14 protein-coding genes and 1 pseudogene are annotated in these 14,569 nt (G+C 59.8%); 7 read left to right on the top strand and 8 right to left on the bottom strand.

Annotation, left to right across the window (positions count from 1 at the left end; genetic code table 11):
* Positions 1-20 precede the first annotated feature (20 nt).
* Both AC5WNJ_RS07595 and AC5WNJ_RS07590 read right to left on the bottom strand, forming a co-directional pair.
* The gene (locus AC5WNJ_RS07595; protein WP_253064624.1) at positions 21-1,184 is read right to left on the bottom strand and encodes an ATP-binding protein; all 1,164 of its coding nucleotides are present in this window, start codon (positions 1,182-1,184) and stop codon (positions 21-23) included.
* Between the two features lie 148 nt (positions 1,185-1,332).
* Positions 1,333-2,007 carry a response regulator gene (locus tag AC5WNJ_RS07590; protein ID WP_153635664.1) on the bottom strand — a complete coding sequence of 225 codons (675 nt, stop codon included), beginning with the start codon at positions 2,005-2,007 and terminating at the stop codon, positions 1,333-1,335.
* 307 nt (positions 2,008-2,314) lie between these two features.
* Between AC5WNJ_RS07590 and AC5WNJ_RS07585 the strand changes: the two genes are divergently transcribed.
* A complete protein-coding gene (locus tag AC5WNJ_RS07585) occupies positions 2,315-3,121 on the top strand; it encodes a sulfite exporter TauE/SafE family protein (protein WP_175090232.1) in 807 nt (268 codons plus the stop codon).
* Between the two features lie 241 nt (positions 3,122-3,362).
* Here the strand turns inward: AC5WNJ_RS07585 and AC5WNJ_RS07580 are convergent.
* A pseudogene (locus tag AC5WNJ_RS07580) lies at positions 3,363-4,829 on the bottom strand (aldehyde dehydrogenase family protein).
* A gap of 136 nt (positions 4,830-4,965) precedes the next feature.
* Between AC5WNJ_RS07580 and AC5WNJ_RS07575 the strand changes: the two are divergent.
* A complete protein-coding gene (locus AC5WNJ_RS07575; RefSeq protein ID WP_175090234.1) occupies positions 4,966-5,178 on the top strand; it encodes a DUF3820 family protein in 213 nt (70 codons plus the stop codon).
* Positions 5,179-5,188: 10 nt separating this feature from the next.
* Here AC5WNJ_RS07575 and AC5WNJ_RS07570 read toward each other — a convergent pair whose 3' ends face one another.
* Entirely contained in the window at positions 5,189-6,181 is a 993-nt protein-coding gene (locus tag AC5WNJ_RS07570) for an IS30 family transposase (protein WP_495930913.1), read from the bottom strand.
* Between the two features lie 217 nt (positions 6,182-6,398).
* Here AC5WNJ_RS07570 and AC5WNJ_RS07565 point away from each other — a divergent pair, with 217 nt between their 5' ends.
* A complete protein-coding gene (locus tag AC5WNJ_RS07565; protein ID WP_152965372.1) occupies positions 6,399-6,815 on the top strand; it encodes a hypothetical protein in 417 nt (138 codons plus the stop codon).
* A gap of 6 nt (positions 6,816-6,821) precedes the next feature.
* Here AC5WNJ_RS07565 and AC5WNJ_RS07560 read toward each other — a convergent pair whose 3' ends face one another.
* The 4 genes from AC5WNJ_RS07560 to AC5WNJ_RS07545 form a co-directional block, all read right to left on the bottom strand.
* A complete protein-coding gene (locus AC5WNJ_RS07560; protein ID WP_495930912.1) occupies positions 6,822-7,910 on the bottom strand; it encodes an NAD-dependent epimerase/dehydratase family protein in 1,089 nt (362 codons plus the stop codon).
* A 61-nt stretch (positions 7,911-7,971) separates the two neighbouring features.
* Positions 7,972-8,355, bottom strand: a complete 384-nt coding sequence (locus AC5WNJ_RS07555) for a hypothetical protein (RefSeq protein WP_176676965.1) — start codon at positions 8,353-8,355, stop codon at positions 7,972-7,974.
* 83 nt (positions 8,356-8,438) lie between these two features.
* A complete protein-coding gene (locus AC5WNJ_RS07550) occupies positions 8,439-10,070 on the bottom strand; it encodes a BCCT family transporter (protein ID WP_495930911.1) in 1,632 nt (543 codons plus the stop codon).
* A gap of 279 nt (positions 10,071-10,349) precedes the next feature.
* Positions 10,350-11,606 carry a M24 family metallopeptidase gene (locus AC5WNJ_RS07545; protein ID WP_176676963.1) on the bottom strand — a complete coding sequence of 419 codons (1,257 nt, stop codon included), beginning with the start codon at positions 11,604-11,606 and terminating at the stop codon, positions 10,350-10,352.
* 201 nt (positions 11,607-11,807) lie between these two features.
* Here AC5WNJ_RS07545 and AC5WNJ_RS07540 point away from each other — a divergent pair, with 201 nt between their 5' ends.
* The 4 genes from AC5WNJ_RS07540 (at position 11,808) to arsH (ending at position 14,541) form a co-directional block, all read left to right on the top strand.
* Complete coding sequence (locus AC5WNJ_RS07540) at positions 11,808-12,722, top strand: LysR substrate-binding domain-containing protein (RefSeq protein WP_495930910.1); 915 nt, start codon at positions 11,808-11,810, stop codon at positions 12,720-12,722.
* Between the two features lie 159 nt (positions 12,723-12,881).
* Positions 12,882-13,286 carry an ArsR/SmtB family transcription factor gene (locus tag AC5WNJ_RS07535; RefSeq protein ID WP_225347997.1) on the top strand — a complete coding sequence of 135 codons (405 nt, stop codon included), beginning with the start codon at positions 12,882-12,884 and terminating at the stop codon, positions 13,284-13,286.
* Complete coding sequence (gene arsC / locus AC5WNJ_RS07530) at positions 13,279-13,710, top strand: arsenate reductase (glutaredoxin) (RefSeq protein ID WP_495930909.1); 432 nt, start codon at positions 13,279-13,281, stop codon at positions 13,708-13,710. The genes AC5WNJ_RS07535 and arsC overlap by 8 nt, the downstream gene beginning before the upstream one ends.
* A 108-nt stretch (positions 13,711-13,818) precedes the next feature.
* On the top strand, positions 13,819-14,541 hold the full coding sequence (gene arsH, locus AC5WNJ_RS07525) for an arsenical resistance protein ArsH (RefSeq protein ID WP_495931030.1): 723 nt from the start codon (positions 13,819-13,821) through the stop codon (positions 14,539-14,541).
* Positions 14,542-14,569 lie beyond the last annotated feature (28 nt).

The raw sequence follows: 14,569 nt of genomic DNA, 5'->3' as shown, positions 1-14,569 counted from the left end.
AACGAACCTGAATGGAGTGCCTATTTGCGTGTGGGCAGATGCACCTCGGCTCTCAATCCCCCTGCGCCGGCTGTTGAGTAGCTCACGCAACCAGCGTAATGCTTGACGAGATGGGCAAGAATGGAGAGCCCCAACCCATAACCCGGGTGAGTTTCGTCCTGACGCCACCCACGCTCGCCAAGATGGGCCAACTGTGCCTCCGGCACCCCCGGACCATCATCCTCGACGCAGAGCACGATCTGGTCACTCTCTATCGTCAATCGGCATTGCACCTGATTGACAGACCACTTGCCCGCATTATCCAGCAATATGCCGAGCATTTCGGTGAAATCCTGTGTCTCGACATTCACCCAGCTATCCGCATGCTCATTAGATACGCCCAGACACTCCAGCAAGAAGGTACGCTGCGGATAGATCCCCTGGAACATCTCGATCAAGCGCTGGGCCTCTTCAACCGGGCGTGTTGTCTGACCGGCGCGCGGGCCAGCAATGCGGGCTCGCCTGAGTTCTGTCTCCAGCTGGGAATGAATCGTCTCTACACGTTGCAGCATCTTGCCACGACGTACCTCATTGATCGGTCGCTTGCCACGCAGCACCTGTGTCAGTGCCGCCAGAGGTGTCTTGAGCGCATGGGACAGATTCGCCACAGACTCTCGTGAACGAGTCAACCTAAGATCAAACTCATCCAGCAAGGTGTTGAGCTGTGATACCAGCGCATCAAGCTCGGAAGGGGCCTCAAGCACAATCCGCTTTCGATACCCGGACTGAAGTTCACTCAATTGATGGCGCAGGACACTCAACGGCTTGAGCCCCCGCCTTACCGCCAGCAGATTGAGTGATATCAGAATCCCCCACAACAGGATGGCGCTGGCGGCGATCCACCAATGAACTCGGGTCAAGCCCTGCTCCACTGGCGAGAAATTCTCGGCAATCAACAATTGCACCGCGTCCCCGCGGATATCGAAGACGTGCCGATAGACCAACAGTGGCTGTTGCTGAAACTGATGCATGAATAACGCATCCCCCTTGCCCTCAAGCAAAGGGAGCATCTGCGTCGGCAAGGCAGGCAACGAGGTACTGACCTTCTCCCCGACTCGCAACACATAGAAATGATGAAAGCTCAGAGATTCCTCACGGGCCGCTGCCATGAGCTGGGCAACAGGCCGCTCATCCTTCTTGAGCAAGGTGACGATATGCGATGCCTCATCCTTGAGACGCTCCCCAAGAAAGTCCTTCGCCAGCTCGTGGAGAAAGAAGCCATGCAGATACCAGGCAAACAACACCACCGCGAGGGATGCACCTCCCAGGCGGGTCAGCAGGCGAAAACGAAGGCTACGACGATCGATGTGAAACAAGCAGATACCCCTGTCCGCGGCGGGTCTGTATCAAGTCCTTGCCCAGGCGGCGGCGAAGGCGAGCGATATAGACTTCTACCAGATTGGGCGCCGCGGCGTCCTGCTCCAGGGCATATAGCTGATCCAGCAACTGTGTCTTGGAGTGCACTCTGTCTGGATGATGCATGAGGTACCGTAACAGGCGAAATTCGGTGGCCGTCAAGCTCGCCCACTGCTCTCCATCACAGCACACACGCTGCGCCTCTTCATCCAGCTGAATTCCGCTCACCTGAAGATACCCATGACTTGCCCCTTGACGACGCCGAAGCAGCGCATGAAGACGTGCCAGCAACTCTGCTTCATGAAATGGCTTGGTCAGGTAATCATCTGCCCCGCTGCGCAAACCGACGACCTTGTCTTCCCACGTGTCACGGGCCGTGAGAATCAGTATCGGAATATCCACCTGACCTTGACGCCAGCGCTTGAGCAAATCCAACCCGGAGCCGTCCGGTAGTCCCAGATCCAGAATGGCCAGCGCGTACTGCTCGGTTGCCATGAAGGCTTGCGCATCATTCAAATTGGAGGAGACATCCAGTCGATAACCATTGTCCTCAAGCAGCTCGGCCAGGCTTTCCGCCAGCAGGTCATCATCTTCAAGCAACAACAGCTTCATGCCAGCTTTCTCCTGATCCACAAAACACCCACTGAACACTGCGGCATATGGCTAAACCAACATGCCATGGTAAGCCTCACCATCCTATAGGGGAAAGCTGATCTCTAGCTGAAAAGACAGCAACATGCAATTTCACCAACACGCGAAGCCGCTCGAATCTCCTAGGCGCTATCCAGCCACGCACGCTTGGCTGGATAGCGCCTCTTGGTCACGGTAGCCTTGCACGCCTGTCAGGCAGGACATGCATCATGTCGGCTGCCTGAGCCCCTATTCTCTCTCTATTGGCTAATTGCACAGGATGCCCGCAATGCTCGCAAGTCCCGCCGATATTCCCTACCTCGCAAGCCTGCTTGAGGGCCTCGCGCAGTATTTCCCGCTCTCGCTATCTATCGTCTGCACGTTGCTGCTGCTTGCCCTGCTGACGTCAGCCATGTCCGCAGCTGTCGGGGTCGGCGGCGGCACCCTGCTGATCATGTTCATGGCGCAGTTGATGCCTGCCGCTGCCCTGATTCCGGTGCATGGCATGGTGCAGCTGGGCTCCAACGGCGGGCGCATGGCGATGACGTGGCGCCATATCGACATGCGCCGCCTGTTGGCCTTTCTGCCCGGCGTGGCGCTGGGTGCGCTGGTCGCGGCCTGGGTGTTGATCCGCTTGCCTGAAGGGGTACTGGAGCTTTCCATCGCGCTGTTCGTGCTGTTCACCTGCTGGGGGCCGGCACTGCCTAAGCGAGCTTTGAGCCGCACGGGCACCTTGATCGCCGGAGCCATCACGACTTTCCTTTCGAGTCTGATCGGTGCCAGCGGCCCACTGGTCGCGAGCTTCATCAAGCAAGGCGGCGGCGAGCGTCACGCCAAGGTGGCGACCTTCGCGGCCTGCATGGTCGCGCAGCACCTCACCAAAGCCTTCATCTTCGGCATGGCAGGGTTTCTCTTCCAGGAGTGGTTGCCCCTGATCGTGCTGATGATCGGCGCGGGCCTGATCGGTACCCGCCTCGGACTGCGCTTTCTGGATCGCGTCTCCAACCGGCATTTCGATGGCCTGTTCAAATGGGCGCTGTCATTGCTGGCGCTCAGGCTTGCCTGGCTGGGTAGCGCTTCTCTGATCAGTCATTGATCCGCCGTCAGGCGCGCCCTGATCCGCTTCTCACGCACGGCTCATCTGGCGGTCGCGCTGATGATCACAGCATGTGTCCCTGTCCTCTCGACAGGGATGCCTTGGGTGTCACACTGAGCTGGCTCTTTGCCTACCTCGTCCATCATGACACGTCAGCATTACCTACCATCAAAAGCGCCCCGCTCAGGCATCAGGCTGAGCGGGGCGCTGCTTGTCATGCGTCAACTACAGGTCAGAGACATCAGAACGGATATTGGCGGGGCTCGACCTGCAGGCTGACCCACTGGTCGGTGGTGAATTCCTCAAGCACCCAGTCGCCATTGAAGCGCCCAAGGCCGGAGTTCTTCTCGCCACCGAAGGGCGCGCGCGGGTCATCGTTCACTGGCATGTCATTGACGTGCACCATGCCAGCCTCGACCTGGCGCGCGAAGCGCTCGCCACGTGCGATATCCGCGGTGAAGACGGACGCCGAAAGGCCATATTCGGTGCCATTGGCAAGCTCCAGCGCGTGAGCTTCATCACGGGCCTTCTGGATGCCGACCAGCGGACCGAAGATCTCGTTGCGGGCCAGACTCATGTCATTGGTGACCTCGGTGAACACATGCGGCGGCACCAGCTGACCCTGCGTCTCGCCCTAAAGCATCACCTGGGCGCCCTCGCCCTTGGCCGTCTCGATCATCTCGAGTAGACCATCACGCTGCTTGGCATTGATGATCGGCCCGATGACGGTATCGTCCTGTGCGGGATCGCCGACCTTGAGTGCACGGGCACGCGCCACGAAGCGATCGACAAAGGCGTCATGGACCGACTCATCGACGATGATGCGGTTGATGGCCATGCAGATCTGCCCCTGATGGAGGAACTTGCCGACCAGAGTGGCGTCCACCGCCTGCTCGATATCCGCATCATCCAGCACCACGAAGGGACTGTTACCACCCAGTTCCAGGGCAACGTGCTTGAGATGATCACCACCGACGGCGCGCTCGCCGATGCCCTTGCCCACCTGGGTGGAACCGGTGAAGGAGATCAGCCGCGGCACCTCGTGATCCACGAAGGCATCGCCGATCTCGCTGCCGGAACCGACCACCACGCTCAAGACGCCGGCAGGCAGGCCCGCCTCCTCGAACAATCTGGCCAGCAGCAGGCCACCGGTCAGCGGCGTGTCACTCGCCGGCTTGATGACGACGCTGTTGCCAAGCGCCAATGCCGGTGCCAGGGAACGCTGGGTCAGATGCAGCGGGAAATTCCACGGGCTGATGATGCCGATGACACCCAGCGGCTTGCGAAAGACACGGCTCTCCTTGCCCGGCACCTGAGCCTCCATCGCCATTCCGGCCACGCGGTTAGCCATCGCGGCAGATTCCAGCGTGATCGCGCGAGCCGCGGCCAGTTCCGCCTGCGCCTTGATGCGAGTACTGCCGGACTCACGAATCAACCAGCCGAGCAGCTCCTCGCGTCGCTCGTCCATCAGCTCCACCGCCTTGTGCATCACGCCCGCGCGCTCGCTTGCCGGCGTCTGGGCCCAGTCAGGCTGGACATCGCGCGCCTTGCGATAGCTGGCGTCGAGATCCTCGGCGTTGGCCATGGAAATCGAGAGCAGCGAGCTCTGATCGAAGGGGTCCAACACCTCAAGCGTCTTGCCGGCTCGTCCGGCACGCCATTCACCGGCGAGAGGTAGCTGCTCCAGGTTCTGGTAATCGCGAGGCATGAGTCTCTCCGTGCTATGGGGTTATAGGAGACATGGCGATAGTGTGGCAAAACCCAACCACCGCAACTCAGCTATGCCAGAATGGCACCGCCAACTGAGAGCATCCCCCCTACCGAAACCGAATGAGAGTCAAAGGATGAGCCCTGAAGACCTGCAGAAACTGACGACCCGCCAGATGCCCTATGGCAAGTATGCCGGACGCCTGATTGCCGACCTGCCCGGGGATTATCTGGGCTGGTTTGCGCGCAAGGGATTCCCGCAGGGCGAGATCGGTCGCCTGCTCGCGCTGATGCACGAGATTGATCACAACGGGTTGAATGCGCTGCTGGAGCCGTTGAGAAAACGCTAAAGCCCTGAATTCAAGCAATAAGCGCAGCACCTGCAGTATCCAGCCCACCTGAGTATTCCCCTAGAAACACCTGCGCCGGTGTCCGGTAGCCGAGTCGCTTTCGAGGACGGTCATTCAGCTTTTCGACCACCTTGCGTAGCTCTGCATTGCTGACCTGACGAAAATCCGTTCCTTTGGGGAAGTACTGCCGTATCAGGCCATTCGTATTCTCGTTGGTCCCACGCTGTCCAGAGCAGTAGGGATCGCAGAAGTACATCGCCGCCGTCACGGCCTTGGCCACCGCTTCGTGGCCAGCGAATTCCGATCCATTGTCCAGTGTGATCGTCTGGACCGCTCCCCGACGCGGCTTCAACAAGCGGATCATGGCTGCTTGTGTCAACTCGGCCGAGATCTTGGGCAATCGTGCCGCCAGTAAATAGCCACTGCGACGCTCGACCAGCGTGACAAGGCCTGATTGCTTGTGCCCCTGTATCACGGTATCGCCCTCCCAGTGGCCGATGAAGCGCCGGTCATCAATCTCATCTGGGCGGTGCTCGATACCGACTCGATTGGGGATCTTGCCCAACCCGGCGCTCTTGGCGTGCGTGCGGTGCTTATTGCGGCGTTTAGGATGACGGAGATGCCGCCAAAGGTCACCACCCCGTGCCTTGTCGTCCCAGATCAAGGAGTAGATCCATTGATGACTGACACTAACGCCAGCCAAGGGCGCCATGAAGCCACTGATTTGCTGTGGGCTCCACTCCTCACGTAGCCGACCGGCAACGGCGGCCATCATGCCTGGAAGGCGCTTTGTCCACTTGTTAGCAGTGCGGCGCCGATGATCACTGAGTATCTGAGCCTGCTCGGGATCATAGCCATTAGCGGTGGCGTTACGGCGAATTTCACGGCTGATCGTGCTGCTGTGGAGGTTCAGCTCCCTGCCGATCTGGCGCTGGCTCATGCCCAAGTCATAACGGGCGTGAATCTGATATCGTTGGGTCTGGGTCAGCTGTCGGTATTCCATACTCTGCTTCACTTTGGTCGGTGAGCCGAGAAGGGTACCGGCGCTGGCCCTCCTGCCTCTACCGTGCGGTCCAAAGTGCTGCGGTTATTCTATGAATCCAGGAGCCAAAGAGAATTATGCTGTCGATTAAGTTGATTTAAATATACCTGCGAGCAACCAAAATATATGATGGTCTTTGCATGCTCCTAACTTCATGCCCACCATTTCTGAGGCAATCATGACACGCACACTAATAACAACTGTACTCATGCTTACCATTACAGGTTGCTCTACTACGCCAATTTCATCATTAGATGCCGACCCCGTCCCTCCTGAACGAATCTATGCACACAATCAACCTTTACAGGAGGAGCATGGGACATTGACTCTGACCCGTGATAGTGGGCTGTTAGGCAGCGCTTGCGGGATCATTGTAAAAATCAATGGAGTTCTAACCGCCAAGCTTGACCCTGCAGAAACTGTCTCGCTGGATCTTACTCCGGGTACATATATCGTCAGCGCTTCAGCGGATCAAGGGCTTTGTGAGACTGGAGTAAAAGAAGTGAAAGACACCATTACTCCCAATACAACAATACGCTATAGAATGGGGTATGACCCAAGCGGAACACTGGGGCTTTTCCCGACAATGTATTGACCAAAATCACGACAGGCGGCCGCTGGCCTCCAGTTGATCGAACATGTCGTGCAGCGTCGCCTCGAGGGGCCGGTAGATCAGACCCAGCTGCTCGCGACTGCGGGTATTGTCGAAGACGAAGGGATGGCCCACGTTGCGCGCGACGACCTTGCGGGTCACGGCCTTGTTGGCCAGCGGACCCGCCAGCCACACCAGCCATTTGGGCAGCTGGCGAGTGGGAATTGCGTAGTGCGGGCCGGCGTGTTGACTCAACAGGCGCCCCAGCGCGATGAAGCTTGAGGAATGCCCGGCGACCAGGTGACGCCCATTGGCCGTGGGCAGAAATCCCGCCGCCAGATGCGCCTCGGCCACATCCCGCACATCCACCACGCCCATGCCGTAATCCGGCGCGCCTATCCTGAGCGTGCCATCACATAGCTGCGTCATCAGGTTGAAGGATTCGCCGCGCGTGTCATCGCTGATCGCGGGGCCAAGCACCAGCGAGGGGTTGATCACCACCAGCCGCCAGCGTGACTGCCGCTCGGCGATCTGCCACGCGGCCTGTTCCGCCAGCGTTTTGGAGAGCGAATAGGCCTGATGGGTCAGCGATGCTGTAGTGTTCCAGACACTCTCGTCGAAACAGCCGCCCGGGGTGTCTTGAGCATCGGCATTGTCGCTGTAGATGGCGGCACAGCTGCTGGTCAGCACCACCCGTTCGACACTGGCCTGACGATTGGCCTCTTCCAGCACATTGCGCGTGCCGTCCACCGCCGGACGCACCAGATCGCGTTCGGGGTCCAGGACGCTAACCACGAAGGGTGAGGCGGTGTGAAAGACCACCCCACAGCCTGCCATCGCCTGAGCGTAGGAGCCCTGTTCGAGCAGATCACTGGCGAAGACACGCAGCTCCCCCGGCAAGCGCTCGCCCAGTGCCATGAGCGCCGCCATACGTTCGCTATTGCCGGGATCGCGCACGGCGGCATGCACCGTCAGGCCCTCTTGCAGCAAGCGACGAATCAGCTGCCCCGCCACATAGCCGGTCGCGCCGGTCACCAGTACCGGTCGCGATCGCTCCAGCCCTGCCAATGAAGTTTGCGTAGACGCATTGAGCGGCATGGACGGACTCCCGGAATGCAGTCATTGGCGATCTGACGGCACAATGTACGCGGCAATGGCGTCAGGCAGACAGCCTGACGAACCAGGTCCACAGACCGCCCAGAATCAGCGACTCGGCGGCGAAGCGGAACAGATGGCGCATCTCGATGCCATCCAGCATCAATCCCATCAGACGGGCCGTCATGATGCCGGCGATACCGGCCACCGCGAGCGTCACCAGCACCGGCAACAGACCCAGGCCGATCGGCGGATACATCAGCAGGTACCCCACCGCGATGACCCAGCCCCAACGAATGCGCCGCGAGATCGCCGCGCCGGTTTCCTTCGGAACAGTCAGCGGGGTGTCGTTCGGGCCCTTGAAGCGGTTGACCAGCTCCGGCACTGCCGCCAGCAGCACCCCTGCTGTCAGCACGAAGCCGCCCAGAATCTGCAATACCATCATCATCGCGCCATCTTCCCTTATCCGGTAATTAATGGCGCACATGCTACCAATACTGTCGGGCAAATGCCTGACTTAAGCCACCGGCATCAGGTTGGCTCAGCCTCGTTCACGGCTGGCAGGTCGCTGGGCTCACGCCACAACGACATGAATGTAGCAACGCACATCAGGATCATCAGCAACGAAAACGGCAGAGAAGCGATGAGCATTGCCTTCTGAATCGCCGCCAGGCCACCCGCCAGAAGCAATGAGCCCACCACCAGTGTCAGCAACACACCCCAGATGATGCGGTGACGGCGCTCGTTGGTTTCCTCTCCCCCGGCCATGATGGCGTTGAGCACCAGCACGCCCGAGTCCGCACTGGTCACCAGATACGTGATGATCAGAATCAAGGTGCCGCCGACAATGACATGGATCAAGGCGCCGGTATCCAGGTAATCCAGCGTCACGAACAACACGGTGGCGATATGATCACGCACGGTTGCCAGAATCGTGCCTTGCGCCAATCCGCTGGTTTCCATGTGCAGACTGCTGCCACCCATGTAACAGATCCATACGAAGCACATGAGACTGGGAGCCACGACCGCCCCCAACACGAATTCACGAATCGTGCGACCACGTGAAATACGCGCAAGGAAGAGCCCGACGAATGGCGCAAAGGCAATGAACCAGGCACGCTGCAGAATGGTCCAGTCGACCTGCCACTGGCCTAACGCACTCGTCACCGGCCAGGTTTGAAAGCTGCGTTCCGGCAGGGTTCTCAAATAATCCCAGGTCGCGGAAACCAGCAGTTCACTGGCAAACAGACGACTGCCGAACCAGATGAAGACGGCCAGCAGGGCAGAGGACAGCAGCATGTTGAACTGGCTGAGCCAGTTGACGCCGCGCTTCACTCCGGTCACGGCGGACAGTGTCGATAGCCCCATTATCACGACGAGTGTCAGGATCAACGGCCAGGGGCGTGGAATACCGGCGGAGTCCAGCAATTCAGTGCCCGGCATCACGAAATCCAGCCCTGCCACCAGCTGACTGACACCGGCGCCCATGGTGGTGGCCACGCCCAGAGTGGTTGCGACCACGGCGATGATATCCACGGCGTGACCCAAGGGGCCATCCAGCAACCGCTTGCCGAAGATGGGCATCAAGGTACTGCGAATGGTCAACGGCAAGCCACGACGGTAGGCGAAATATCCCAGCGCCAGCGCCACAGAGGCATAGATTGCCCAGGCATGCAGCCCCCAGTGCAGGAAGGTATAGCTGACGGCACTTTCAATGGCCTGCTCGGACCCCGCCTGCACCTGGCCTGCCGCGATATCCGGATTGAAATTGAAGTGCGAGACAGGTTCCCCGATGGAGTAGAACAGCAGCCCGATGCCCATTCCGGCGCCGAACATCATCGAAAACCAGGCAAAACGCGAAAATTCAGGCACTTCATCATCACGTCCCAGTCGCTTGCCCCCCAACGGCGACACACACAGCACCGTGCAGAACACCAGGTAGAAGGCGACGGCATAGACGTAATAGAGATTGAAGTGCTCAAGCATGGTCTGATTGATCGTGGCCAACAGCGCTACGGCCCGATCAGGGAGGGCCACGGCAAATGCCACGAGAAGAGTGATGATCAGTTTGCTGATCAGCGTCACTGGAATGTTGAGTCCTCGATATAACCCCGTTTTCTGGCAAGTGATTGTGATACTGCTGTCATTCACATCGGACGACATGTCTTTACCTCACGTCAGTAGGCGCGCAGCCAGCCGTCCCTCACGCGCCATAGGCACTGGTACATGAAGGAAGCAGACAATGGCGGCACGATCATTTATTGGAATTATGGTGATCTGTGTCTCTACATCTGTGTCACTACGAAACGCGTCAGGAGATTGCGATCAGGCAGCTGCCCGACCGAACACCCCGGAGTATGAAAACAACGTCATTGCAGACGGCAGACTGCGGGCCAAGGAGTGCCATGGCGCTGCTTGACCAGCAGCGCCATCCTGAAATCATCAGTTCAACAAGGCTTCCTCGAACGGGAACTTGCTCAGGATCTCGAGGCCGTCTTCGCGCATCACGCACTGCTCCTCCAACTTGACGCCTTCCCCGGCTTCGGGGTCGCCGATATAGCTCTCGACGCAGAGCACCATGCCCGGCTCGATCACGCCGTCGTAGCCTGAGACGGCAAAGTCGGCATGGTGATACAGGTAGGGATATTCGCCGGTCATGCCACAGCCATGGGCAGAGAGGTAATAGCGATTGGCATGGAAACGCTCGGGGATGTTCCAGGCCTTCTCGGAATATTCACGGAAGCTCATGCCGGGACGCAGGATGTCGAGATTGTGCTGTACCTGCTCATGGGCGGTGCGATACAGCAGCTTCTGGGTCTCGGTCGGCTTGTCAGGGCCAACGTGGAAAGTGCGCGAGAAGTCGGAGTAATAGCCGTGGCAGCCGACGACGTCAGTATCCAGTGCCACCAGCTCGTTGGCGGCCAGTCGCTTGGACGCGGTTTCCTGGAACCAGGGATAGGTGCGCGGGCCTGAGTTGAGCAGGCGAGTCTCACAGTAGTCGCCATTGTCAGCGATGATGGACTGATGCAGCACTGACCACAGCTCGTTCTCGGTGATGCCGGGGCGAATCGCTTCACGCAGACGTCCTACGCCGCGCTCGGTAGCACGCAGCGAGGCCACGACACACTTGAGCTCTTCGTCAGACTTGATGGCACGTGCACGTTCAAGCGGTGCCTGGGCATCGACGACGCGCGCGCCCAGACGATCAAAGGCGATGGCGGTCCCGGCATTCATGCGCTCCATGCCGATCACCGCTTTCAGACCGCACAGCTCGGTAATGGTCGCCAGCATCTCGCGCGCCCATTGCTGTTCACGCTCAGCGATATCGTGACCTGCCGCAACGAAACTGGCAGTCATGGCCGGGCGCACTTCGTCGATGGTTTCCAGGCCATCGGCGAGATGCTCACAGCCCGTGAATTCGAACAGCACACTGCGATGCTGGGTCAGCAGCAGGTAACGCGCCGGAGTATTGCGAGCGCTGAAGACCTGCATGTTGCGTGCGCCGCTGGCATAGCGGATGTTGACCGGGTCCGAAATGATCAAGGCATCAACACCTTGGGTGTTCATCTCTTCGCGCAGGCGATTCTGTCGATAACGACGCACGGCCACCAGGTCGATGCCTTCACTTTCAGGGGCATTGTCCTGAAGCTCCAGCGGGTGAAGGTCACTACGGTCGGCATGCCAATCAAGTTCATTCATGTTTGCTACCCAGTCAGGTCACGGAGTGTCATGCTGATAGCCCGTAGTCATCTACGGAATACCCTATGCATCACGATGACATCAGTGTGAACCTGATGATTCCAGCTGTGTATAGCCTCAATCCTGATCAACCTTGATAACCTGAAGTCATCAAGCATTGACCTATCAGCCAACGTTACCCTCCTCGTCTCGGAGCCCTGCATGAAGAGCTTTCGTCATCGCCTTCCGCCTCTCAACAGCCTGCTGACCTTCGAGGCAGCCGCGCGTCACGCCAACTTCACGCGTGCCGCCAGCGAATTGCATATCACCCAGGCTGCCGTCAGCCGTCAGATCGCCATCCTTGAGCATCACATCGATACCAAGCTGTTTCATCGCCATGGCAGACGCGTCTCTCTGACCGCAGCAGGACAGCAGTTGAGCCAGCGCCTGGCGACCAGTTTCGACTTCATGATCGACGCAATGGAGAGCGTCAGCCGCCCTTCTCCCAATGCCCGCCTGACACTGGCCGCCAACAGCGCCATCTCACACCTATGGCTGGGGCCGATGTTGAATCGACTTCGCGCCACCCAGCCGACGCTTGCCAGTGGCCTGCGCCTGATCACTGCAGATCATCATCGCGACATCCTCACCGAGGATGTGGATCTCGCCATCTGCTATGACATGGCGCCGCATCCGGACTGGCAATTGACCCCTCTGTTCACAGAGACGCTCTATCCGGTGGCGTCACCCGACTTCATCGCCGAGCTGCCACAAGGTGCCCACGACTGTCGGGAGCTACCTCTGCTGGCGGCTCTGCCACTGCTCGACTACGAGCGCCTCGAACCCAACTGGATCAACTGGCCACGCTGGTTCAGTGGCATGGGCAAGCCGGGGCTGGCGCTCAATGTGCAACGTCAATTCACCAGCTACCACCTGGTGCTGGATGCCGCATTGGCCGGACAAGGCGTCGCGCTGGGCAGTCATCAGCAAGTCAGTGCATTGGTGGCACGGGGACAGCTTGTGCGGCTGGGGACACTAGAGTATTCCTCCGGCTGTGATTACTGGCTCGCGGCGCGTCTCGAGAGCCAGAACCCGCGCCAGGCAGCGTTGGCCAGCTGGCTGCATGAGCAGGTCTAAGATGGCCAGCACGAATACTGATGGCTGTCAGCCCAAGACAGGGGGATGAAGATCGAGCGCTGATGACCGAGAGCAGAGAGCAGACTTCCCATCCGCGGCACGCTGATCTATCATCGCACCATCGTTATTTCGACAAGTCTCGACATATGGACATATCAAATGAATGACTCCGACAGCCTGCCCGACCCGCAGGCCACGCTGGACACCTTCGCGGCGCTGTCCCAGGCCACGCGTCTGGACACGTTTCGCCTGCTGGTCCGCCATGAGCCACAAGGCCTGCCCGCCGGCGAGATCGCCCGTCGTCTCGAGGTGCCGCACAACACGCTCTCGACCCATCTGGGCGTATTGAGCCGCGCGGGGCTGATCCACTCCCAGCGCGAAGGCCGTTCGCTGATCTACCGCGCCAACCTCGAGCACATGCTCGCCACCGTGCAGTTTCTGGTACGTGACTGCTGCGCGGGCTCCTCGGTGGTCTGCGACCCACTGCTGGCCTCGCTCACCGTGCCCGACTGCAGCGCCTCTGCCACCCCCTGTGCTTCTCAGGAGCCTCGCAACGATGACTGATTCCGTCCGTACTTCCGGCAAGATCACGATGTATCACAACCCGGCCTGCGGTACGTCACGCAATGTGCTGGCCATGCTCAAGGCCTCCGGCGAGACACCGGAGGTGATCGAATATCTGGTCACCCCGCCGACGCGCGAGACGCTGGAATCCCTGATTGCCGCCATGGGAGGTGGCCCGCGCCCGCTGCTGCGCCGCAAGGGCACGCCCTATGACGAGCTCAATCTGGATGACCCGGCCTTGAGCGATGCGGCGTTGATCGACGCCATGATGGCCCACCCGATCCTGATCAATCGCCCCATCGTGGTCACGCCCACGGCCACGCGTCTGTGCCGCCCGTCGGAGGCGGTACTGGAGCTGCTGGACAATCCGGTCGCGCAATACACCAAGGAAGACGGCGACGTCGTCCACGCCCCCAGGACCTGAATCATGAACGCACACACTCCCGACACGTCTCACCTGCCGACAGGCGACACCATGACCAATGAACTCATGACCAATGAACTCATGACCGATGAAATCATGACCGACGAGATGAAAGCGGCACTGGCCGACCTGCCCAATATCGATGCCGAGCACTGGCGACCGCTTAAGATCGATCGCCTGGTCGGGCCGGATGCCCCGCGTCACGCGCCGCGCATTCTGGTGCTGTACGGCTCCCTGCGTGAGCGTTCCTTCTCGCGCTTCGCCGCCGAGGAAGCGGCGCGCCTGCTGCGCGCCTTCGGTGCCGAGGTGCGCCTTTACTCGCCGGCCGGCCTGCCATTGCCGGATGACTGCGAGGCCGACCATCCCAAGGTGCAGGAGCTGCGCGAGCTGGCCCAGTGGTCCGAGGGCATGCTGTGGGCGAGCCCGGAGCGTCACGGCGCGATTACCTCGATCATGAAGGCACAGATCGACTGGATTCCCCTGTCACTGGGCGGCGTGCGCCCCACCCAGGGCAAGACGCTGGCCATCCTGCAGGTCAGTGGTGGTAGCCAGAGCTTCAACAGCGTCAATCAGCTGCGCATTCTGGGCCGCTGGATGCGCATGCTGACCATCCCCAACCAGTCATCCGTGCCCAAGGCCTTCAATGAATTCGACGAGCATGGCCGCATGCGCCTGTCGCCGCTGTATCTGCGCATCGTCGATGTCTGCGAAGAGCTGATGAAGTTCACCTGGATGAACCGCGACCGCAGCGCCTATCTGACCGAGCGCTACTCGGAGCGTGTCGAGAGCGCCGAAGAGGTCTCCCGTCGCGTCAATCAGAGCACGATCTGACGCAGCCCGTGGTCGCACACGCGGCTTC

It is taken from the genome of Cobetia sp. PDI-23MA, from assembly GCF_059507735.1.
This window is presented reverse-complemented; position numbering and strand designations above follow the sequence as displayed.